Below are 21,176 nucleotides of genomic sequence, written 5' to 3'. Positions count from 1 at the left end.
GGGTTACTCGCTGGCCAATGAAACGACCGGATCCATCCTTGCCGCTTTGCGGGCGGGGAGATAACCGAAGATCATGCCGATTAAGGTTGAACAGAAAAACGCCGTCGCGGCGGCTTGCCAGGAATAGATGGCGGTGAACATGCCGCCCGCCAGCGAGGTGAACAGCGACCCGGCGGCGAACGACAGTGCGATGCCCAATGCGCCGCCGATCAAACAGACCAGCACCGCCTCGATCATGAACTGTTGCATGATGTCGCCGCGCCTTGCGCCGACCGCCATGCGCACGCCGATCTCATGGGTGCGCTCGGTCACCGAGACCAGCATGATGTTCATCACGCCTAGGCTGCCGATCACCAGCGAGATCGAGGCCACCATCAGGATCAGCAAACTGAGCGTCATCGAGGTGCGCTCGATCGATTTACGGAACTGATCGCGGTTGAACGTCATGAAATCTTTTACGCCATGGCGCTGAGTCAGCAACTGCGTGATGGCGCTGACGGCGGCTTCGCTGGCGACATCATCCTTCAAGCGCACGGTGATGCCGCTGAGCGTGGTTTTGCCGACCATACGGTACATCACCGTGCTGTAGGGCATCCAGACGCTGATGCGGTTGGGCGCGTAGCTGTGTTCGCTTTTGGCGACGCCGACCACCCGCGCCGGCACCGAGCCGAGAAACACGATCTGGCCGAGCGGCTCGACGCCGAAATCGCCGAACAGCGCCTGGCGCGCATTGTCGTCGATGATCACTTCCTGCAGCGCGTTGCGATCGTCGCGGAAGGTGGCGCCTTGCACCAGCGTGATGCCGTTGACGCGGAAATAGTCGCGGCCGACGCCGGTGATTGACGCGGTGGCGGATTTGCTGCGAAAACGGATGCTGTCGGACGCGCTGACTTCCGGGCTGACGCTATCGACGAAGCTTTGCTGCGCCAGCGCGTCGGCATCGGCCGGCACCAGGGTGCGGATGCTGTCGATGGCGTCGTCGAAGAAGTCGCGCCCCGGATAGATGCTCACCACGTTGGTGCCGAGCCCCTTGATATTCTCCAGCGTGCGCTGTTTGGCGCCTTCGCCCAGCGCGACTACCGTAACCACGGCGGCGATGCCGAAGATAATGCCGGTCATGGTCAACGCGGTGCGCAGGCGGTGGGCGTTCATCGCCTTCAGCGCCATGTGCAGCGACTCGCGGGTGCGGTCGATAAGACTTTGCCAGCCGCTTTGCCGGCTGCGGTTCGGCGGCGGTAACGCGACGGCGGGTGCCGATTGGCGGCCGCTGTCAGCGATGATTTTGCCGTCTTGCAGTTCGATGACGCGCTGCGCATGTTGCGCCACTTTCATATCGTGGGTGACGATCACCACGGTGTGGCCGCGTTGGTTCAGCTCGCTGAGGATCGCCAGCACTTCCTGGCCGGATTGGGTGTCCAGCGCGCCGGTCGGTTCGTCCGCCAGGATAATTTCGCCGCCGTTGATCAGCGAGCGCGCGATGCTGACGCGCTGCTGCTGGCCGCCGGAAAGCTGGCCGGGCTTGTGGTCTTCGCGCCCCTCCAGGCCCAACCGCGCCAGCAGTTGCGCCGCTCGCTGCCGCCGCTGATCGCGCCGGGCGTTGGCGTAGATGGCCGGAATTTCAACGTTGCCCAGCGCGCTGAGATCGGGCATCAGGTGGTAACGCTGGAAGATAAAGCCGATATGCTCGCGGCGCAGGCGGGCCAGTTCGTCCGGCGACAGGTGGGCGGCGTTCTGGCCGCTGATGTAATAGTCGCCGCGATCCGGCACGTCGAGGCAGCCCATGATGTTCATCAGCGTCGATTTGCCGGAACCGGAGGCGCCGATGATCGCCACCAGTTCGCCGGCGGCGATGGTCAAATCGATGTCTTTCAACACCGTCAGCGCCTGGCCGCCGTTGGTGTAGGTTCGGCTGATGCCTTTTAGCTCGATGATCGCGTTCACAGGAAGATGCCATCCTCAGCCGGCTTGGCGGCGGGCTGCGACAGCACCACGGTTTCACCGGCTTTCAAGCCGCTGAGGATCTGAATGTCGACGTTGTTGGTGATGCCGGTGGTCACTTTGCGCGTTTCCAACCGCTGGTCTTGGGTCAGCACCTGCACCTGCTGCTCTTTGCCATCGATTTTATGCACTGCCTGGATCGGCACCAGCAGGGTGTTCTTCGCTTCGCCGAGCAGCAAGGACACCTGCGCGGTCATGGCGATGCGCAGGCGGTTTTCCGGGTTGGGCACGTCCAGCAGCGCGTTGTAATAGACCGACGCGTTCGAGGTGCCGGAACCGGAGGCGGAGCTGGTGCCGGCGAGCGAGTCGTCTTTCATTACCGATTCCGGTGCCAGTTCGATGGTGCGCAGCGTGGCGTCGTAGCGTTTATCCGGATCGGAAAAAATAGTGAAGTACGCCTTTTGCCCCGGTGAAATGCGGGTGATGTCGGCTTCGGAGATCTGCGCCTTGATGGTCATCATATCCAGCCGCGCCAGCTTGACGATGGTCGGCGCACTTTGGCTGGAGTTGACCGTTTGCCCCTGCTGCGTAACCACGGCGATGACGATGCCGTCCATCGGCGCGACCACGCGGGTATAGCCCAGATCGATTTTTTTCTTGTCGACTTCAATCTGCGCCTGCACCAGGCGGGCATTGAGCGAAAGCTGCTCGGCGCGGGTGGTGGCGAGCGTGGCTTCGGCGGTTTCGAAGTCCTCCCGCGAGCTGGCTTCGTCGTTCAGCATGCGGCGCTGGCGTTTGAAACGCGACTCGGCCTGTTTCAGCTGCGCCTGTTTGGCCTGCAGTTCGGCCTTGATGACGTTCAGCGCCGCCTCGGCGTTGCGCAGATCGTTGCGCTGTTGCAGATCGTCGATGTCGGCGATCGGTTGCCCTTTGGTGACGCGATCGCCCAGTTTGACCTTCAGCGATTTCACTTCACCGGAGACCCGCGCCCCGACGTTAACGCGTTCGACGGCATCCAGTCGCCCGGTGGCCAGCACGGCGTTCTCGATATCGCCCAGGCGGGCCGTTGCGGTAACGTAATCCTGCTGCGGCGGGCGTTGCCAATAGAGGGCCAGCGCGATGGCGGCGCAGATGAAAATGATGACGGCGATCAGCGTCAGACGACGGGGTGTGAGTTTCAGTGAAGTCATGCCCAGGTTTTCCATAACGATAAAAGCGGCGGTTCCAGTCTGCCATCATGGCAGCGCCAGCTTGAACTGGCGCTAAACGTGAGGCGCTTTCCCGCTGGAAAGGGGATAGTAAAGGCTTTCCCGCTAAAGATCACGGCGAGTTATTATCCTTCGGGGTGCAACCGGCTGTGTGGCGCGTTATACTGGCTAAAAAACCAGTATTCATTCATCAGCAGGATAACGCCGCCGCCATGATGCCAAACCGCCTCGAGCCGGAACTCGACATTTACCAATACCCGGAGCACCTGCGCGCCTGTCTGGCGCCGTTGCCCAAGGGGCCGGGCGTCTATCTGTTCCACGGCGAGAGCGAAAGCCTGCCGCTTTACATCGGTAAAAGCGTCAACGTACGCAGCCGCGTAATGGCGCATTTTCGCGCGCAGGACGAGGCGAAAATGCTGCGCCAAACCCGGCGCATTAGCTTTATCGAGACCGCCGGCGAGTTGGGCGCATTGCTGCTGGAGGCGCAGTTGATCAAGCAGCAACAACCGTTGTTCAACAAACGCCTGCGGCGCTCGAAACAGCTGTGTGCGCTGCGTCTGCAGGCGGACACGGTGACGATTGCCCACGCCAAAGAGATCGATTTCGCCGTCACTCCCCACCTCTACGGGCTGTTTGCCAATCGCCATGCCGCGCTGGAAAAACTGCGCGCCATCGCCGACGAGCACCGTTTATGTTATGGCAAGCTGGGGATCGACAAGCTGCCCGCGGGGCGAGCCTGCTTCCGCTACAGCCTGCGCAAGTGCGCCGGCGCCTGCTGCGGCGTGGAGTCGGCGCAGGAACATGCGCAGCGGCTCAGCGCGGCGCTTGAACAGCTGCGCATCGCCTGTTGGCCATTCGCCGGGCGCGTAGCGTTGGAAGAACAGGGCGAGACGCTGCGTCAGTACCATGTGATTCACAATTGGTTTTATCTGGGCTCGGTCAGCAGCCTGGCGCAGGCGCAGCGGCTGCAGAGTGCGGCCAGCCATTTTGACAGCGATGGCTACAAGATTTTGTGCAAGCCGCTCATGGCCGGCGATTATCGGATTATTGAGCTGCCGTAATGCCATAACGCTGTCGATAGCCTAAGACTTATCTGTAAATTCAGCGCATTATGCTAAAAAAGCTTGAGTCCATAATGTTGTTATGGATAATGGCGCCCCGAAGCGAAGGAACGCGCTATTAACTCAGTTGGCAGAGTGATTGGTTTTATAATGGCTTGTTTTGGCTTGAAAATTGATAGACGCGGGTTCGAGTCCTGCATAGCGCGCCAGCTTTCTTCCCTTCATCTTACCGCGCTTACCGTAAAGCGCACCCGGGTTGATTTGCACTATCGGCTCCTCGTTGGGATTTTCGGGTGTGCTTTACCGTAACCGCTGGCTTTCCTTCCTCTTTCTCTTTCGATCCTTTGCTAAACTGTAATCAGGCAGGCTTGCTGCCCGGCAACAGGAGGTCGATATGTCTCACTCCGAGCAACTGCAGGAACTCTTGCAACGCGTCGCCGCCCTCGAGGCGAGAGAGAAAGCGCTGAGCGCCGCGTCCAACGCTTATCAGGCGATTATCACCACCATGTTGGGCAATATGGAAAAGACCGAACGCGATCGGATCATCGCGATGATCGATCAGGCCCATGAAATCGCCTACGCCCGCGCCATTCAACGCAGCAACGAACCGCAAAAGCAGAAAATCAAACAGGCCGACGATGTGGCCCAGCGCATGTTCATGTTTGCGCAAGGCAAGGCCGCCCAACCGCGCTGAAGCCGAACTATAACAGTTGCAGCCATTAAGTTGGCTAACTGATCTACCTGGCGAAACTGTACTTGTGTTACTTTTAGCGGTGAGATTTGATGGCAATGCTGTTTCCAGCATAAGGTTGTAACGATGGACGCGATTAAAAGCATCTTGGTTAAAGAGATTGAACAGATCAATCGGCGCGAAGGGCGTGACGGCAAGCCGCGCTTCAACAGCGAATTCGCTCGCACTCACCGCTATCTGTGCCTTGCCATGTTCGCCGGTTATTTCGCGGTGATCGCCGTGATGTACCAGGTGCCGTACATGGGGATATATGCTTTCCTGGGCTTCACCGCTTTTGTGCTGTTCATGTTCGCCATGCTGCTGATCGAGATCCGGCCGGTATACCGCTTCGAGGACATCGGGGTGCTCGATCTGCGGGTTTGCTACAACGGCGAGTGGTACTTTACCCGCGCGCTGTCGCCCTATGCGGTGCAGCAACTGCTGGAGGAGCCGTCCATCGGCGCCGCGCTGAAACAGAAGATGCGCGTGATCATCGGCAACAAGGGCGAAATCGACTTCTACGACGTGTACGACATGGCGTACGGAAAAAAGCCGCAGGATGAGCAGCCGCAGCTGGCGGCGGCAAACTGAAAGGTTTCCGGCCGGCGGCTTGTCGATTATACTCAGCGTTTGAACGCGAAGCAGAATGAGGACCAAGCGATGAGTGATGATATTTTCGATTTTGATATCGATGCCGAACTGGCGAAAGCCGAAGAAAAAGCGGCGCAAAAGGTAAAAGAGGTCCCTGAGTTCCTTGAAGACGAAGCGGACTGCGAAGGTTGCAAGATCTGATCGCCTGCCCCATAAAAAAAACCGCCGCGGCGGTTTTTTTTATGTCTGAGCGTCGTGGGGTGTCAATCCAGCACGAATCCCCAGATCAGCAACGTCGCCACCAGAATCAGGCAAAGCGCGGACACCGTCACCAGTATTTTCCCCAGAATGTCTTTTTCTTGTTCCTGCTGCGTCACGTTGAAATTATCCAATTAAAAGTCTATGGACCAAACCGGCGATGCTGAGATCGAGCGCCGCTACGCCCAGCGCCATAAGCATCATTACCGAAAGAAATCGAGTCTTGCCGTTCACGTCCTTAATCCCTGTGGACGCCGCTGTTAAGTTTTTATATCAAAGGGATATAATTCAGCGACGCCCTATTTCATGCATCATGATAGTGATTAAGAACGTTCTTAAGGCCAGAAGTTCCCTCGTCTGATAGCGCAGCCGGTGCGGCAGCGTCAGTCGGTTACGATCCGCACGCCTATCTTGCTGACTTGATTGCCGTCCATTTCGGCGATGGTCCAGGTCAGGCCGTCCCATTCCACCTGGTCGCCGATCACCGGTTCGCCGCCGATCAGCTGAATGACGAACTGGCCCAGCGTCTGCTGCTCGTCCACGTCGTCTTGCAGATTGAGGCCATAAAGCTGCGAGATGTCGCTTAAACGGGCATCGGACTGCAGGATAAAGTCGCCGAAGAAGCGCTCGTCGAGCGTCACGGCCGGCGCCTGGCTGAACAGTTTGCCGAGGATGGGCAGGTCGTGCTCATGGCCGATAACGCACAGAATATCGTTCTCCCGCAGGCGGGTACTGCCGCTTGGGTGCAGCAGTTCTTTGCCGCGGAACAGGGCGGCGATGCGGGTATTGGGTGGCATCTTCAGCTCTCGCAGCGCCGCGCCGACGCACCAGTTTTCCGCCGAAAGCTGATACACGAACTGTTCCCACTGGTTTTCCGGGTGCACGTCCAGCCCAACGCGGGAGATCGGCGTCAGCGCCGGCGGCACGATCACCTTGGCTTTTTTGGCGGCAAACGACAGCGTGGTGCCTTGCAGCAGCAGGGAGACCAGCACCACGAAGAACGCCACATTGAAAAACAGCTGGGCGTTGGGCAGCCCGGCCATCATCGGGAACACCGCCAGGATCACCGGCACCGCGCCGCGCAGGCCGACCCAGGAAATAAAGCCGCGCTCGCGCAGGGTAAAGCTGCGGAACGGCAGCAGGCCGATAAACACCGACAGCGGACGGGCGAACAGGATCATCCACAGCGACAGCAGCAGGGCAGGGATGGCGATCGGCAGCAGCTCGTGCGGGTTGAGCAGCAGGCCAAGCACCAGGAACATGCCGATCTGGCTGAGCCACGCCAGGCCGTCGAAGGTTTGTACGATGCCGTGCCGGTTGCGGATCGGCCGGTTGCCCAGCAGCAGGCCGCACAGATACACCGCCAGAATGCCGCTGCCGTCCAGCGCGGTGGTCAGCGCAAAAATAAGAATGCCGCCGCTCACCGCCAGCAGCGGATAGAGGCCGTCCGCCAGTTTGATGTGGTTGATCAGCGTCAGCAGCAGCCAGCCGCCGCCCAGACCGAAGACGATGCCCATACCGAACTGCTGCATCAGATGCAGCGGGAAGGCCCAGCTCAGCGCGGTTTCCCCGGCGGCGATCATCGCAATCAGCGTGATGGTGAGAAACACCGCCATCGGATCGTTGCTGCCGGATTCGATCTCCAGCGTGGCGCTGACGCGTTCGTTCAAACCTTTGCCCCCCAAGAGGGAGAATACCGCGGCGGCGTCGGTGGAACCGATAATGGCGCCGATCAGCAGCCCCTGCAGCAGATCGAGATTGAACAGCCAGGCGGCGGCCATGCCGGTCAGACCGGCGGTGATCACCACGCCGATGGTGGCGAGAGACAGCGCCGGCCACAGGGCGACGCGGAAAGAGCTGACCCGGGTACGCATGCCGCCGTCGAGCAGGATCACCGCCAACGCGAGGTTGCTGACCAGATAAGCGACGGGGTAATTACTGAAGACGATGCCGCCGGGGCCATCGACGCCGGCCAACATGCCGATCGCCAGGAAGATCACCAGGATCGGAATGCCGAGCCGGGAAGAAAATGAGCTGAGCAGAATGCTTGCCCCCACCAGCACGGCACCGATGACGAACAAACTGTTAATGGTGCTGGCATCCAAAATATCGCTCTCCTGAGGCTGGGGGATAGGGGGCACTGCGAGTGTGTCGATGATAACGTGTTTAGTGGGTAAAACGCCAAGGCTGATTGCGAAAACAACCAATCAATTATTGCCCTTTGGTGTGATTAAACGAAGAAAGTGAGGAGAAGAGGGAGATTCCTGCCTTTTATCCAACATTATCAGGCTGCTGTATTTCTGATTCGGCAATAATGTTCGATCGTGGCTGAGGGAAAAACCATTAAGCCCGCGCAGGCAGGCTTAATGGTTTGCAGGCGCGGTAGGATTAATGATCGAGCGATTCCAGCGCCCGTTTGATCAGCTCGGAGGCCAGCTTGCTTTCCGCTTCGGAAATGCCGTCGAGATTGAAGTTGGAGAGCTCAGCGACCAGAATGCTGCGTTCTTTGCCGCTGATCGAAGCGTCCAGCGCGGACAGCAACCTGCCGAGGATCTTCAGCAGGGTGGCGTTTTCCGCTATGGCTTCCTGAGCCGGAGTGTTCTTGTCGGTCATTCAAAATCCTCTCTGTCGTGACGGAAGGGAGATGCAGCTAACGCCATCGAATGAATTAAACGATCGCGCAGCCCTTCGGGGGTGTTGAGCCCAATCACTACCGTAAGCAGGGATCCGGATTTCTACTTATGCATTGCAGTTATAACGGCTAGGTTATCTATGCAGCCGTATCACTTTGCCCTAACGGGCGACGTCAGGCTGAGCAATGTGTGCTCTGCATGGCAAGAGAGATGGCGCAACCGCGAGGTTGCGCCATCAAGTATAGCGTCGGGAGGAAAATGTGAAGGCGGCGGAACCGCCCTCAGGAGATTTTTTCTTTTCGCAGACGGTTATTGAAGCGAGGACGATCCAAGAGAAAAGTAAGGTGCAGACGCTGTATCAGCGCATAGGCGATAACAGGGGCGATCAGCCCGAATAGCGTGCCGGCGATCGCTTGTGTTGGCCAATGGCTGATATGCATAAATTTGGTCAGTATGATGCGTAAGCCGCTGGCCGCGAGGATATGCATCAAATAGATGACCATGCTCAATTCGCCGAGTCGTCTCAGCCAGGAAAGATTCGTCTTGGCCAGCAGAACCGACAGGCTGACGATCAAGAAGATGGCTTCAACCGCCAGTAACAGGGAGAAACTTCCGGTATCGGTATACAGCAAGCCAGAATAGCCGTGGAATCCCCACTGCAGCGCGATGAACGCGATCAAGGAGGCCAGCAGCGAACCGAAACCCAGATTGGCGATGAGGGAAGCGTAGCGAATGGCAAAAGCGCCAAGCAGGAAGAAGATCAAGAATCGGGTAATGTAATCAAAATGGAAGGCTTTGGTTAGGCTGTCTTGGTAGAGATACAGCCCCGCGCTGATAACGATCAATACCGGCAGGAGATAACGGTATTTTTCTTTGCTGTACAACAAGGTGGCCAAAACAAAGACCATGAACAAGGCGTACAGGAACCAAAACTGCGCGCGCGGATGCGTAAACAGCGACAGGACATCGCCCAGGCTGGAAGGGTTATTGGTATAGCGCGACAACAGTACTTCCACCATGCCTTGCAGTAGCGACCAGACGACATAGGGATAAACGATGGTGTCTATCTTGCTGATCACAAAGCTGGTTTTTCCCTTTTTATCCAAGGATTGCGTAAAAAACAGACCGGAAAGGAAGAAAAACAGCGGCATATGAAAACTGTAGATAATGCTGTCCGTCAGTAGATAGGATGAACCGGAAAGCTGAATGCCCGCGCTGTATAGACCCCGATTGACGTGGCCAAAAACCACGAGAATGATGCCGATTCCCTTGGCATAATCGACCCATGCTTCTCTCATATGTGTACCTAGCCCAGAAGTAACGCAACTGATTTATAAGTATGAATATGAGCGTAACAGGCAGTTGCCGTTTTGCAATGTATCCCGGGGATTAGGAATAATATTAGGAAAATGCTCAGGGCAGCTACCGCCGTGCCGAGGTAGTGAGGCGTATTATCATTGATGAGGTTAATTTCTGGATGAAAAATCATCACCCAGAAATGGGGTGGGAAGCCTAACGCGGCTTGCCGGAGAACAGGAAGCGCAGCAGCGGAACGCGTTTGTGCAGTTCATATAACGCGAAGGCCAGCGAGAACACAAACAGCAGGCCCAGCAAGAATCCCAACAGGTTGTTGCCGATATAAGGCGTCACGAAAGCGCCATATATCAGGGTCAACGGATGGTGCACCAGATATATAAACAGCGAGGCGTTGACCAGATAGGTGATGCGCGGCGAGTGATAATTCAGCAGGTTATGCCCGAAAGAGAACGCCACGTTGGTCATCAGGATCCCCATTAGGGTTTTGATCACCACTTCCAGCTCGAACATATAGCTGCTGTGCGCCAGCAGCTTTTGGTTCAGCATATATGCGATAAACAGCAGCAGCGAACCGAGCAGCGCCAGCGGTGAGCGGCGCAGAAAAATCTCCTTAAGCCACACATACTTAAACGCATAAGCGCCGAGGATGAAGAACGGCAGGTAGAACATCGTCTCCATCACCACGAAATTGAACAGGCCGTTGGATAATAGCTGCGGTGCAAAAATTAAAATAATGCGGTGCGCGGCCGAATAGCATATCGCATAAATAAAGAAATACAGTGAGATGTTTCCTAATCCACGCATTCTGTTTATTAATGCAGGAATATGTTCACGGGGTTGACGCTTGATGTTGCGGAACACATAAAAGCAGGCGCAGGTTAACAATGACAGGGTCAATAAGAACCAAAGATGAGACACCAATTCCCAAACTGTTACATTTATTTTCTGATAGAGAGAAAACTCATCCCAGCCGTTTAATTTATCGGTGAAATATTTCAGCATGAAAAACTGCGGCACCGTGATTAGCGGGATGGAACTCAACAGCGGGATCGCCACCCGCTCCAGCCTGACCTTCAGCCACTGGTGGCGCTCGTAGCGCTCGTAAAGCATGTAGGAGAAGTAGCCGGAGATCACGAAGAACACCTGCATGCGGAAGGCGTGGATGAAGTCGTTCAGCACCGTGAGCGAGAAAGAGGGCGACGGGCTGTTCACCGCCCAGGCGTGGCTGGAATAGATCAGGGAGAGGTGAAACGGGATGCCGAGCAACATCAAATAGGCTCTGATGGAGTCGAGAAAAAACTCGCGCTGTTTGCTGCCTTTAGTCATAGATTACCGCTGGTGATTTAATCGAGTGTTCATTAACACGCTTAATAAGTCGTCAAACGTTAAATTGTTATCCGGAACCCTACTATAGCCCCCCGCATTTTTCCATAGCGTCTTGTTGCGCGGCTTGCTACGCTGGTGTTCCATCAGCTGCTTAAACAATGAGCCGTAAACATGAACCATCCATTTATCATGTTGTCGGAAAGCTGAGTAATCCATTAATATGGATTTAAATGATTTGAGCACACGAATAGGGGGGGATGTGCTAGTTAATATATTATCCGGACAACCACGCGCCGCGAGCGTTCGTTGGTTAGGTGCTACCGTATTGTTCACGCTGTTCAGTTCGCCGGCATGGGCCTTTTCTATTGATGATGTGGCCAAGCAGGCGCAGGATCTGGCGGCGAAAGGTTTCGAAGCCCCGAAGAGCAACCTTCCTTCTCAGTTCCGCGAGATGAAGTTCGCAGACTATCAGCAGATTCAGTTCAATCACGATAAAGCCTATTGGAGCAAGCTGAAAACCCCTTTCAAGCTTGAGTTTTATCACCAGGGGATGTATTTCGACACGCCGGTGAAAATCAACGAAGTCACCTCCACCAGCGTAAAACAGATCAAGTACAGCCCGGATTACTTCAACTTCGGTTCGGTCAAACACGACCCTGAATCGGTGAAAAATCTCGGTTTTGCCGGCTTTAAGGTGCTCTACCCGGTCAACAGCGCCGACAAAAACGATGAGATCATGAGCCTGCTTGGCGCGAGCTATTTCCGCGTGGTGGGTAAAGGGCAGGTTTACGGGCTTTCCGCTCGCGGCCTGGCCATCGATACCGCTTTGCCGTCCGGCGAAGAGTTCCCGCGTTTCCGCGAATTCTGGGTTGAGCGTCCGAAGCAGGGCGACAAGCACCTGGTGATCTATGCGCTGCTGGATTCCCCGCGCGCCACCGGCGCTTACCGTTTCACGGTGATCCCGGGCCGCGACACCACCGTGGACGTCGAGTCCAAAGTGTTCCTGCGCGACAAGGTGGGCAAACTGGGCCTGGCGCCGCTGACCAGCATGTTCCTGTTCGGGCCGAACCAGCCGTCGCCGACGTTGAACTATCGTCCGGCGTTGCACGACTCCAACGGCCTGTCTATCCATGCCGGCAACGGCGAGTGGATCTGGCGCCCGCTGAACAATCCTAAACACCTGTCCGTCAGCACCTATACCGTCGAGAATCCGAAAGGCTTCGGTCTGCTGCAGCGCGGCCGCAACTTCAAAGAATATGAAGATCTGGACGATCGTTACGATCTGCGCCCGAGCGCCTGGATTGAACCGAAGGGCGACTGGGGCAAAGGCAAGGTTGAGCTGGTGGAGATCCCGACGGCGGATGAAACCAACGACAACATCGTCGCGTTCTGGACGCCGGATACGCTGCCGGAAGCCAAAAAGCCGCTGACGCTGAGCTACCGCCTGAACTTCACCCGCGATGAAGACAAACTGCATTCGCAGGACATCGCCTATGTGGCCCGCACCATGCGTTCTACCGGTGACGTGAAGCAGTCCAACCTGATTCGCGAGCCAGACGGCAGCGTGGCCTTCCTGGTCGACTTCGTCGGCCCTGTGCTGAAAGGGCTGGACGCCAATACCCCGGTCGCCTCTCAGATCAGCATCGGCGACAACGGTGAAATGGTGGAAAACAACGTCCGCTATAACCCAGTGACCAAAGGCTGGCGCCTGACGGTGCGTCTGAAAGTGAAAGACGACAAGAAGCCGGTAGAAATGCGCGCGGCGCTGGTCAATGGCGATAAGACTCTGTCGGAAACCTGGAGCTATCAGCTACCTGCCAATGAATAAGCCTACTCAACCCGCCCAGGATTATCTTGCGGCGCTGCCTCTGACCGCCGAGCGGTCGGAGGCGCTCAACCCTCAAACGGCGGATGACGCTCAGGCACTGGAGGCGCTCCATCGGCAGATGGGCGCCGCCGACGCCAACGTCAATAGCCTGTCGGCGGATGACGTGGCGCTGGCCTCGGTCAAACCGCGTATCGAAAACGCCTGGCCGGATGCGGTCAGCGATGACGACTTCGATACCGACGCCGAAGGGCGCGCCATTCTGAAGGCGACGCCGCCGATCAAACGAACCACCATGTTCCCGGAAGCCTGGCGCACCAACCCAGTGGCGCGCTTCTGGGATTCTCTCTTGGGGCGTTCGCCGCACAACCGGCACGCCACCAAAGAGGAGGCCGAGGCCGAGAACCGCTGGCGTACCGTCGGCTCCATGCGCCGTTATGTGCTGCTGGTGCTGATGCTGGTGCAAACCGGCATCGCCACCTGGTACATGAAAACCATCTTGCCTTATCAGGGCTGGGCGCTGATCGATCCTATCGCCATGCTGGATCAGGATCTGATGCAGTCGGTGCTGCAGCTGCTGCCATATGTGCTGCAAACCGGCATTCTGATCCTGTTCGCCGTACTGTTCTGCTGGGTCTCGGCCGGTTTCTGGACCGCGCTGATGGGCTTCCTGCAGCTGCTGATCGGCAAGGACAAATACAGCATTTCTTCCACCATCAAGGGCGATGAGCCGATCAATCCGGCGCACCGCACCGCGCTGATCATGCCGATCTGCAACGAAGACGTCGAACGCGTGTTCGCCGGCCTGCGTGCGACCTATGAGTCCGTCGCCGCGACCGGTCAGCTGGAACACTTCGATATCTACGTCTTGAGTGACAGCTACGATCCGGACATCTGCGTGGCCGAGCAAAAGGCGTGGATGGAGCTGTGCCGCGATGTCGACGGCCACGGCCGCATCTTCTATCGCCGTCGCCGCCGCCGCGTCAAACGCAAGAGCGGCAACATCGACGACTTCTGCCGTCGTTGGGGTGGTGAGTACAGCTACATGGTGATCCTGGACGCCGACAGCGTGATGAGCGGCGAATGCCTCACCGGGCTGGTGCGTCTGATGGAAGCCAACCCGAACGCCGGCATCATCCAGTCCGCGCCGAAGGCGTCCGGCATGGATACCCTGTATGCGCGCGTGCAGCAGTTCGCTACCCGCGTTTACGGGCCGCTGTTTACCGCTGGCCTGCATTTCTGGCAGCTGGGCGAGTCACACTACTGGGGCCATAACGCCATCATCCGCGTGAAGCCGTTTATCGAGCACTGTGCGCTGGCGCCACTGCCGGGCGAGGGCTCCTTCGCCGGTTCAATCTTGTCGCACGACTTCGTTGAAGCGGCGCTGATGCGCCGCGCCGGTTGGGGCGTGTGGATCGCTTACGATCTGCCGGGCAGTTACGAAGAGCTGCCGCCAAACCTGCTGGACGAGCTGAAACGCGACCGTCGCTGGTGCCACGGCAACCTGATGAACTTCCGCCTGTTCCTGGTGAAGGGCATGCACCCGGTGCACCGCGCGGTGTTCCTCACCGGCGTGATGTCCTACCTGTCGGCGCCGCTGTGGTTCATGTTCCTGGCGCTCTCCACCGCGTTGCAGGTGGTGCACACCCTGATGGAACCGCAATACTTCCTGCAGCCGCGGCAGCTGTTCCCGGTCTGGCCGCAGTGGCGGCCCGAGCTGGCGATAGCGCTGTTCTCCACCACGCTGGTGCTGTTGTTCCTGCCGAAGCTGCTCAGCATCGTGCTGATCTGGGCCAAGGGCGCGAAAGAGTACGGCGGGGCGTTCCGTCTGTTCATTTCGATGCTGATGGAAATGCTGTTCTCGGTGCTGCTGGCACCGGTGCGCATGCTGTTCCATACCGTGTTCGTGGTGAGCGCCTTCCTCGGTTGGGAAGTGGTGTGGAATTCGCCGCAGCGTGACGACGACGATACGCCGTGGGGCGAAGCCTTCCGCCGCCATGGCTCGCAGATGTTGCTGGGCCTGGTGTGGGCCGGCGGCATGGCGTGGCTGGATCTGCGCTTCCTGTGGTGGTTGGCGCCGATCGTGTTCTCGCTGATCCTGTCGCCGTTCGTGTCGGTGCTGTCGAGCCGCGCGACGCTGGGCATGAAGAGCAAACGCGCCAAGCTGTTCCTGATCCCGGAAGAGTACAACCCGCCGCGTGAGCTGTTGGCGACGGAAGAATACCTGCATCTCAACCGCAATCGCGCGCTGACCAACGGCTTTATGCATGCGGTGGTCAACCCGTCCTTCAACGCGCTGGCGACGGCGTTGGCGACGGCGCGTCACCATCTGCGCGCGACGCTCGATCGCAACCGCGAGGAGCGGGTGAACGAAGCGCTGCAGCTGGGGCCGGAGAAGCTGGCGAAGGGCAAACGTCTGGAGCTGCTGAGCGATCCGGTCACGCTGGCTCGTTTGCACCAGCGCGTCTGGCTGTTGCCGGAAGGCGCCGCCTGGCGTGAGCACTATCAGCAGTTGCCGCACAACCCGCTGGCGCACCCAACGGGCCGGCGTTAATCGCTGAACGGCAACGCCCAGACGGGGAATGCGCATGGCGCATTCCCCGTTTTTTTTACCTTTTGCTTACGTGCGCCGGTGCCGGCGGAGAAAGGGAACTGTGGTAGACTGCGGCCGATGCGTTGTTCACTCGCGAAACAACCCCCTTGCTCAGAGTCAATGTCGTGAATCTCTCTTCCTACCTTCGGCTGGCCTGCGTGGCGGCCGGCGTGATGGCCCTGACCGGCTGCGGCAGCATTATCAGCCGCACCGTGCCCGGCGCGGGGCATGGCCACCAGTACTATCCCGGCGTGCAGTGGGATCTGCGCGATACGCCCTGGCGCTACGTCACGGTGATAGACGTGCCGCTGTCGATGGTGGTGGACACCTTTATGCTGCCGTTCGATGCGCAGCACGGCCCCTATGAATAAACCCGCTCAGCGGGTGGCGAACACCACCAGCTGATAGCCTTTCTGCCCGCAATGGAAAGGCGCCAGCGCCGTCATGCCCAGCCCTTGCACGTGAGCGGCCAACGAATGCGGATTGTCGTCGTCGATAAACAGCGCGCCCACGTCGTAGTCATGGCTGGTATGCGCTTTGACCGCGGCGTAAAGGCGCTTCAGCACGCCTTTGCCGCGCCAGGCGGCGGCGAGGCAGACCGGGCCGTAGAGAAACACCCGCAGTTCATTCAGCGCGCGTCCGGCGAAGGATTGCGTGGCGAGCGTCTCCAGCATCGCGTCCACCACCGGCGGGCGCGGTTGCACGTTGGCGGGCATCAGGCAAACAAACCCCGCCAGTTGGTTTTCCTGTTCAGCCACTAGTATGCCGATGCCGCGGTTGATCGCCGCCAGCTGCGCCTCATTCATGCGCGATACGATAAATCCCTGCCGTTTTTGGCGCTCGTCGAGCGCTTCCGGCACGTTTTCCCCCTGCAGCTGCAAAATGGCGGGGTAGTCGGTGGTACGAGCCCGGCGAATATTCATGCTGCCTCCTTGGCGATGAGTGCGTAGTGCGGGTTAACGTTCATCCCATTCATCGGCCGCGGCCTGGCCTTCTTCGGTATCCAGCGGCGGCTCGAGTTGGAAGTCGCCTTCTTCCCATTCGTACAGGGTGTTTTCATCTATCCACTCGGCGGTGATCTCCACCTCGTCGTAGTCACCGTCGAAGATCGCCTGCGCCGCCGCACCGCTGCGCAGCGGCAGGCACTCCACCGCTTCGCCTTCTTCCTCGAAGAACTCGGCCTGCCACATCGTGTCGCCATCCTGCATCACGTACTTTTGCAGATTGAACTGCTGCGGCACCGGCGGTTCGTCATCGCCGCCGCCTTCGGCGGTGTCGATAAACTCTTCGCGTGCGGCCTCGATGGCTTCTTCCAGGGTTGCATACAGGCTCATGTTCGCCTCCGTTGACAATGAGAGTAGAGCGCCCGGCGGCACTGCCGATGCGGTGGGGTAAACGTCAAACCTAATTGTTGTCTCACTGGCGCAGGATGCAAATTTTTTTGTTGTCCGCATTGCGACGATGGTTGTCCGCAAAGCGGGAGAAGAGGCGGCGAGGGCGGGAAATAATGGCGTTATCGTTCACTCAGGCGTCAGGAGAAGCCCATGTTAATCGACCCTTCAAGCAAATATCGACCGTTCCCGCCGGTGGCTTTGCCGGACCGCCAATGGCCTGCGCGTACGCTGCGGCAGGCGCCGCGCTGGTGCTCCAGCGATCTGCGCGACGGCAACCAGGCGCTGGCGGAACCGATGGATAACGCGCGCAAGCGCGAGTTCTATCAATTGCTGTTGCAGTGTGGTTTTAAAGAAATTGAAGTGGCTTTTCCTTCGGCGTCGCAAACGGATTTCGATTTTGTGCGCACGCTGATTGACGAGCAGCTGATCCCGGACGACGTCACGATTCAGGTGCTGACGCAGTCGCGCGACGATCTGATCGACCGCACCTTCGAGGCGCTGCAGGGGGCGCCACGGGCTATCGTGCATCTGTACAACGCCACGGCGCCGATGTTTCGCGACATCGTGTTCCGCCAGGATAAGGCCGCCACCGTGGCGCTGGCGGTGAACGGCGCGCGGCGCATTCGCCGGCAGTGCGAGGCACAGCCCGATACCGCCTGGTGCTTCGAGTATTCGCCGGAAACCTTCTGTTTTACTGAATTGGCGTTCGCGCTGGAGATCTGCGAAGCGGTGGCGGCGGTGTGGCAACCGGGGCCGCAGCGGCCGATGATCATCAATCTGCCAGCGACGGTGGAAGTGAGCACGCCCAACGTGTATGCCGATCAGATTGAATGGTTCTGTCGCCACTTCAGCCGCCGCGCCGATGTAACGATCAGCGTGCATCCGCATAACGATCGCGGCACCGGCGTGGCCTGCGCGGAGCTGGCGCTGTTGGCCGGCGCCGATCGGGTCGAAGGTTGCCTGTTCGGCAACGGAGAGCGCACCGGCAATGTCGATCTGGTTACGCTGGCGTTGAATCTCTATACCCAGGGCATGGCGCCGGGCCTGGACTTCAGCCGCCTGAAGCAGGTGGTGGAGGTGGTGGAGCTGTGCAATCAGCTGCCGGTGCACCCTCGCCATCCTTATGCCGGCGAGTTGGTGTTTACCGCCTTCTCCGGTTCGCATCAGGATGCGATTAAAAAAGGCTTCGCCGCCCAGCGCCAGCGCCAGGATGGCTGGTGGCAGGTGCCTTACCTGCCGCTCGATCCCGTCGATGTCGGCTGCAGCTATGAGGCGGTGATCCGGGTCAACAGCCAGTCCGGCAAAAGCGGGGCCGCCTGGCTGTTGGAACAAAATCACGGGCTGGCGTTGCCGCGCGGTTTGCAGATTGATTTCAGCCAGGTGGTGCAGCGCGCGACCGACGGCAGCGGCAAGGAAATGAGCGGCGCGCAGCTGTGGCGCTTATTCCGCGACACCTATGGGCTGGTGGAGCAACCGCGCTTGCAGCTGCTGAGCTACCAGACGGAAAGCCACGGCGTAGAGGCCTACAGCTTCAATGCGCGGATTGCCTGTGAGGGAGAGCCGCTGCGGCTGCAGGGCGCCGGCAATGGCCTGCTTTCCAGCGCGGTGGATGCGCTGCGCCAGCGCTTCGGCTTGCCGCTGGCGATCGAGGATTACCACGAGCATACGCTGGGGCACCAGAGCGACAGCCGGGCGGTGGCCTATATTCGCTGCTCGTTGCCGCAGGGTGAGGCGACCTACGGCGTTGGCATCGACGTCGACTCCGCCAGCGCCTCGCTGCAGGCGCTGCTCAACGTCGCCGGGCGCTATCTGGCGTCAACGTCGGCGCGGCCGGGCTGAAATAGTCGCTGGGCGCGACCCCCAGCACCCGGCGAAACATGGCGCTGAACGCGCTGGGGCTGTCATAGCCGAGATCCAGCGCCACTTCCAACACCGAGCGGCCGGTCGCCAGCGCGTTCAGCGCCGCCAGCAAACGGGTGCGTCGCACCCAATCGCTAAAATGCAGCCCGGTTTCGCGCTGGAAGCGCCGCGACAGGGTGCGTCCGCTGACGCTGAGATGAGCGGCCGCCTGTTCCAGCGTCCAGGGCTGCGCCAGCGTAGCCTGGATATGGCGGCACAGGGCGAGCAGCGAGGCCTCACGCGGTTCAGGCAGGTGCAGCGGCAGGATCGGCAGCATCCGCAACTCATCCAGAATCAGTTCCATGACGCGTTCTTCGCGTCCGCCGCTCGGGTAATCGGGCGCAATCTCCATCGCACAGATAATCAACTCGCGCAGCAGCGGAGAAACCTGCACCACCTGGCATTGGGCCGGCAGATCGGCGCGCGCCAGCGGATCGACGAACAGCGTTCTGGCCGCCACCTGGCCGGTAATGCGCAGACTGTGCACCACCTTAGCCGGCACCCAGACGCCGCGGCCGGGCGGTACCACCCAACTGCCGAGCCGGGTCGTGACCTGCACCACGCCGCTCAGGCTGTGAATCAGCTGCGCGCAGTGATGGTAGTGATCCGGCTCGCTGTCGCCGTGGCGATAATCCTTGGCCAACGGCCGGACAGGCTGGTCGGGCGGCAGAACGTCGTGAAACAACAGCATCGTAAGCAGGCTCCGCGCGGCAAAAGGGGGAAGACAGCATGCCATGCGGCGCTGTTTCACACCAGTCTGTGGCGCGGTACGGCGAAATGGTTTATAAAATAATATTATATGATTTTATAAATTGATGGAGGAGCAATGGATATTGACGCGATGCGCAAGGCGGCGGCGCAGGCTGGCGCGATGCTGCGCACCTTGGGCAACGAAGATCGGCTGCTGCTGCTGTGCCGGCTCAGCCAGGGCGAGATGGCGGTGAGCGAGCTGGCGCAGGCGCTGGATATCCGCCAGCCGACGCTGTCCCAGCAGCTTGGCGTGCTGCGCGAGGAGGGATTGGTCTCCACCCGACGCGCCGGCAAGCAGATTTACTATGCGGTGGCCGATGCCAAAGCGCTGGCGCTGCTCCATACCCTGTATCAACTCTATTGCCCACAGCCGGAGAACCGCGATGACCATTGACTGGCAACACTTCACGCCGTATTCCGCGCTGGCGGGCGGAACCATTATCGGCGCAGCGGTGGCGCTGCTGCTGCTGTTCAACGGCCGGATCGCCGGCATCAGCGGCATTACCGGCGGTTTATTGAGCGCGGGTGGCCGCGAGCGGGGCTGGCGCGCCGCATTTCTTGGCGGGTTGCTGATTTCCCCTTGGCTGTATGCTGCCGCAGCGGCTTTGCCGTCTGCTGAGATCGCGGCCGGCAGCGGCGGGCTGGCGGTAGCAGGGCTGTTGGTGGGGGTGGGGACTCGATTGGGCAGCGGTTGCACCAGCGGGCACGGCGTGTGCGGCGTCGCGCGGCTGGCACCGCGTTCGCTGGCCGCCACGGCGGTGTTTATGCTGCTGGGTTTTATGACCGTGTGGCTGATGCGCCACCTGCTGGGAGGGTGAGATGTTTAAATCCCTGTTGGCGCTGCTGAGCGGCGTGATTTTCGGTCTGGGGCTGATCGTCGCCGGTATGGCCAATCCGGCCAAAGTACTGGCGTTTCTCGATATTACCGGCCAGTGGGATCCTTCGCTGGCGTTGGTGATGGTTGGGGCGATTGCAGTGGCGGCGCCGGCCTTTATGTGGGCGCGTCGACGCCAGCGGAGCCTGTTGGGGGAACCGCTGCAGATCCCGGCCGTCGGGCGTGTGGATCGCCGTTTGCTGGTGGGCAGCGTGCTGTTCGGCATCGGTTGGGGCATGGCGGGCATTTGCCCTGGCCCGGCCTGGGTGTTGGCGGGGGCGGAGATACAGCGGGTATGGCCGTTCCTGCTGGCGATGCTGGTGGGCATGGCGCTGTATGAGATTATCATGAGGCGGAGGCGTACATGTCGATAGCCAAGGCGGTGTTGCGCATCGCGCGCCCGACCGATCGGTTGCAAGAGATTGCCGTGCTGTATTGTCGCGGGCTGGGGTTCGAAAAGCTGGGCGAGTTTGTCGATCATCAGGGCTTTGACGGCATAATGATCGGCCATCCGCAGCATGCCTACCATCTGGAGTTCACGCAGCATCGCGGGGTGCGGGTCGGGCAGGCGCCGACGCAGGATCATCTGCTGGTGTTTTATCTGCCGGATGAGAACGCATGGCGAGCCGCGTGCGAGCGGATGCGGGCGGCAGGATTCCTGGCGGTCACCGCCTATAACCCCTATTGGGATAGGGCGGGGCAAACCTTTGAAGATCCTGACGGCTACCGGGTGGTCCTGCAACATCAGGCCTGGCAAGGATAAAAAAAACCGGCGCCTT

Annotated in this window: 22 protein-coding genes and 1 tRNA gene; 13 read left to right on the top strand and 10 right to left on the bottom strand. The window is 59.4% G+C overall.

Going from position 1 to position 21,176, the window contains the following annotated elements; all coding sequences use genetic code 11:
* Positions 1-3: 3 nt before the first annotated feature.
* Both ACJ8MK_RS01775 and ACJ8MK_RS01770 read right to left on the bottom strand, forming a co-directional pair.
* A complete protein-coding gene (locus tag ACJ8MK_RS01775) occupies positions 4-1,941 on the bottom strand; it encodes a MacB family efflux pump subunit (RefSeq protein WP_033646466.1) in 1,938 nt (645 codons plus the stop codon).
* The gene (locus tag ACJ8MK_RS01770; protein WP_442517602.1) at positions 1,938-3,119 is read right to left on the bottom strand and encodes an efflux RND transporter periplasmic adaptor subunit; all 1,182 of its coding nucleotides are present in this window, start codon (positions 3,117-3,119) and stop codon (positions 1,938-1,940) included. The genes ACJ8MK_RS01775 and ACJ8MK_RS01770 overlap by 4 nt, the downstream gene beginning before the upstream one ends.
* Positions 3,120-3,358: 239 nt before the next feature.
* Here ACJ8MK_RS01770 and cho point away from each other — a divergent pair, with 239 nt between their 5' ends.
* The 5 genes from cho (at position 3,359) to ACJ8MK_RS01745 (ending at position 5,729) form a co-directional block, all read left to right on the top strand.
* Positions 3,359-4,207: an excinuclease Cho gene (cho, locus tag ACJ8MK_RS01765; RefSeq protein ID WP_049213179.1), complete on the top strand. Its 849-nt coding sequence runs from the start codon at positions 3,359-3,361 to the stop codon at positions 4,205-4,207.
* Positions 4,208-4,319: 112 nt separating this feature from the next.
* Positions 4,320-4,416 (top strand) — tRNA-OTHER (locus ACJ8MK_RS01760).
* Positions 4,417-4,601: 185 nt separating this feature from the next.
* Entirely contained in the window at positions 4,602-4,901 is a 300-nt protein-coding gene (locus ACJ8MK_RS01755; RefSeq protein ID WP_016928230.1) for a sigma-S stabilization anti-adapter protein IraP, read from the top strand.
* Between the two features lie 123 nt (positions 4,902-5,024).
* Positions 5,025-5,528, top strand: a complete 504-nt coding sequence (locus ACJ8MK_RS01750; protein WP_033638009.1) for a YlaC family protein — start codon at positions 5,025-5,027, stop codon at positions 5,526-5,528.
* A gap of 69 nt (positions 5,529-5,597) precedes the next feature.
* The gene (locus ACJ8MK_RS01745) at positions 5,598-5,729 is read left to right on the top strand and encodes a hypothetical protein (RefSeq protein WP_015377413.1); all 132 of its coding nucleotides are present in this window, start codon (positions 5,598-5,600) and stop codon (positions 5,727-5,729) included.
* 62 nt (positions 5,730-5,791) lie between these two features.
* Here ACJ8MK_RS01745 and ACJ8MK_RS01740 read toward each other — a convergent pair whose 3' ends face one another.
* From ACJ8MK_RS01740 to mdoC, 5 genes are all read right to left on the bottom strand, one after another.
* On the bottom strand, positions 5,792-5,920 hold the full coding sequence (locus ACJ8MK_RS01740; RefSeq protein WP_033638010.1) for a hypothetical protein: 129 nt from the start codon (positions 5,918-5,920) through the stop codon (positions 5,792-5,794).
* 249 nt (positions 5,921-6,169) lie between these two features.
* Complete coding sequence (locus ACJ8MK_RS01735) at positions 6,170-7,891, bottom strand: potassium/proton antiporter (protein ID WP_033638011.1); 1,722 nt, start codon at positions 7,889-7,891, stop codon at positions 6,170-6,172.
* 283 nt (positions 7,892-8,174) lie between these two features.
* Positions 8,175-8,399: a hypothetical protein gene (locus tag ACJ8MK_RS01730; RefSeq protein ID WP_033638012.1), complete on the bottom strand. Its 225-nt coding sequence runs from the start codon at positions 8,397-8,399 to the stop codon at positions 8,175-8,177.
* 301 nt (positions 8,400-8,700) lie between these two features.
* The gene (locus tag ACJ8MK_RS01725) at positions 8,701-9,717 is read right to left on the bottom strand and encodes an acyltransferase family protein (protein WP_033646465.1); all 1,017 of its coding nucleotides are present in this window, start codon (positions 9,715-9,717) and stop codon (positions 8,701-8,703) included.
* A gap of 214 nt (positions 9,718-9,931) precedes the next feature.
* Entirely contained in the window at positions 9,932-11,062 is a 1,131-nt protein-coding gene (gene mdoC, locus ACJ8MK_RS01720) for a glucans biosynthesis protein MdoC (RefSeq protein WP_103798677.1), read from the bottom strand.
* Between the two features lie 259 nt (positions 11,063-11,321).
* Here mdoC and mdoG point away from each other — a divergent pair, with 259 nt between their 5' ends.
* The 3 genes from mdoG (at position 11,322) to ACJ8MK_RS01705 (ending at position 15,851) form a co-directional block, all read left to right on the top strand.
* Positions 11,322-12,890, top strand: a complete 1,569-nt coding sequence (gene mdoG, locus ACJ8MK_RS01715) for a glucans biosynthesis protein MdoG (RefSeq protein ID WP_170310366.1) — start codon at positions 11,322-11,324, stop codon at positions 12,888-12,890.
* Positions 12,883-15,441, top strand: a complete 2,559-nt coding sequence (gene mdoH / locus ACJ8MK_RS01710; protein WP_033638017.1) for a glucans biosynthesis glucosyltransferase MdoH — start codon at positions 12,883-12,885, stop codon at positions 15,439-15,441. Before mdoG ends, mdoH begins: the two co-directional genes overlap by 8 nt.
* 164 nt (positions 15,442-15,605) lie before the next feature.
* Positions 15,606-15,851 carry a YceK/YidQ family lipoprotein gene (locus ACJ8MK_RS01705; protein ID WP_033638018.1) on the top strand — a complete coding sequence of 82 codons (246 nt, stop codon included), beginning with the start codon at positions 15,606-15,608 and terminating at the stop codon, positions 15,849-15,851.
* Between the two features lie 6 nt (positions 15,852-15,857).
* Here ACJ8MK_RS01705 and ACJ8MK_RS01700 read toward each other — a convergent pair whose 3' ends face one another.
* Both ACJ8MK_RS01700 and ACJ8MK_RS01695 read right to left on the bottom strand, forming a co-directional pair.
* Entirely contained in the window at positions 15,858-16,403 is a 546-nt protein-coding gene (locus ACJ8MK_RS01700) for a GNAT family N-acetyltransferase (protein WP_074026545.1), read from the bottom strand.
* A 33-nt stretch (positions 16,404-16,436) separates the two neighbouring features.
* The gene (locus ACJ8MK_RS01695; RefSeq protein ID WP_033638020.1) at positions 16,437-16,814 is read right to left on the bottom strand and encodes a MysB family protein; all 378 of its coding nucleotides are present in this window, start codon (positions 16,812-16,814) and stop codon (positions 16,437-16,439) included.
* A gap of 210 nt (positions 16,815-17,024) precedes the next feature.
* On the opposite strand from ACJ8MK_RS01695, the gene leuA reads away from it, so the two are divergent.
* A complete protein-coding gene (leuA, locus tag ACJ8MK_RS01690) occupies positions 17,025-18,713 on the top strand; it encodes a 2-isopropylmalate synthase (protein ID WP_440481249.1) in 1,689 nt (562 codons plus the stop codon).
* Here leuA and ACJ8MK_RS01685 read toward each other — a convergent pair.
* On the bottom strand, positions 18,664-19,464 hold the full coding sequence (locus tag ACJ8MK_RS01685; RefSeq protein ID WP_079656420.1) for an AraC family transcriptional regulator: 801 nt from the start codon (positions 19,462-19,464) through the stop codon (positions 18,664-18,666). The genes leuA and ACJ8MK_RS01685 overlap by 50 nt on opposite strands.
* A 135-nt stretch (positions 19,465-19,599) precedes the next feature.
* Here ACJ8MK_RS01685 and ACJ8MK_RS01680 point away from each other — a divergent pair, with 135 nt between their 5' ends.
* From ACJ8MK_RS01680 to ACJ8MK_RS01665, 4 genes are read left to right on the top strand one after another with little or no spacing between them, the layout of a single operon-like run.
* A complete protein-coding gene (locus ACJ8MK_RS01680; RefSeq protein WP_033638023.1) occupies positions 19,600-19,917 on the top strand; it encodes an ArsR/SmtB family transcription factor in 318 nt (105 codons plus the stop codon).
* Entirely contained in the window at positions 19,907-20,341 is a 435-nt protein-coding gene (locus ACJ8MK_RS01675; RefSeq protein WP_440481250.1) for a YeeE/YedE family protein, read from the top strand. The genes ACJ8MK_RS01680 and ACJ8MK_RS01675 overlap by 11 nt, the downstream gene beginning before the upstream one ends.
* Position 20,342: 1 nt before the next feature.
* Positions 20,343-20,771, top strand: a complete 429-nt coding sequence (locus ACJ8MK_RS01670) for a DUF6691 family protein (RefSeq protein WP_442517454.1) — start codon at positions 20,343-20,345, stop codon at positions 20,769-20,771.
* Positions 20,762-21,160: a VOC family protein gene (locus ACJ8MK_RS01665; protein ID WP_440481251.1), complete on the top strand. Its 399-nt coding sequence runs from the start codon at positions 20,762-20,764 to the stop codon at positions 21,158-21,160. The genes ACJ8MK_RS01670 and ACJ8MK_RS01665 overlap by 10 nt, the downstream gene beginning before the upstream one ends.
* The last annotated feature ends 16 nt before the right edge of the window (positions 21,161-21,176 follow it).

The sequence above is a fragment of the Serratia sp. CY38905 genome, from assembly GCF_052168875.1.
GTDB lineage: Bacteria > Pseudomonadota > Gammaproteobacteria > Enterobacterales > Enterobacteriaceae > Serratia > Serratia sarumanii.
Note: the sequence above shows the minus strand (reverse complement) of the source record. Positions and strands in the feature narration are given on the sequence as shown.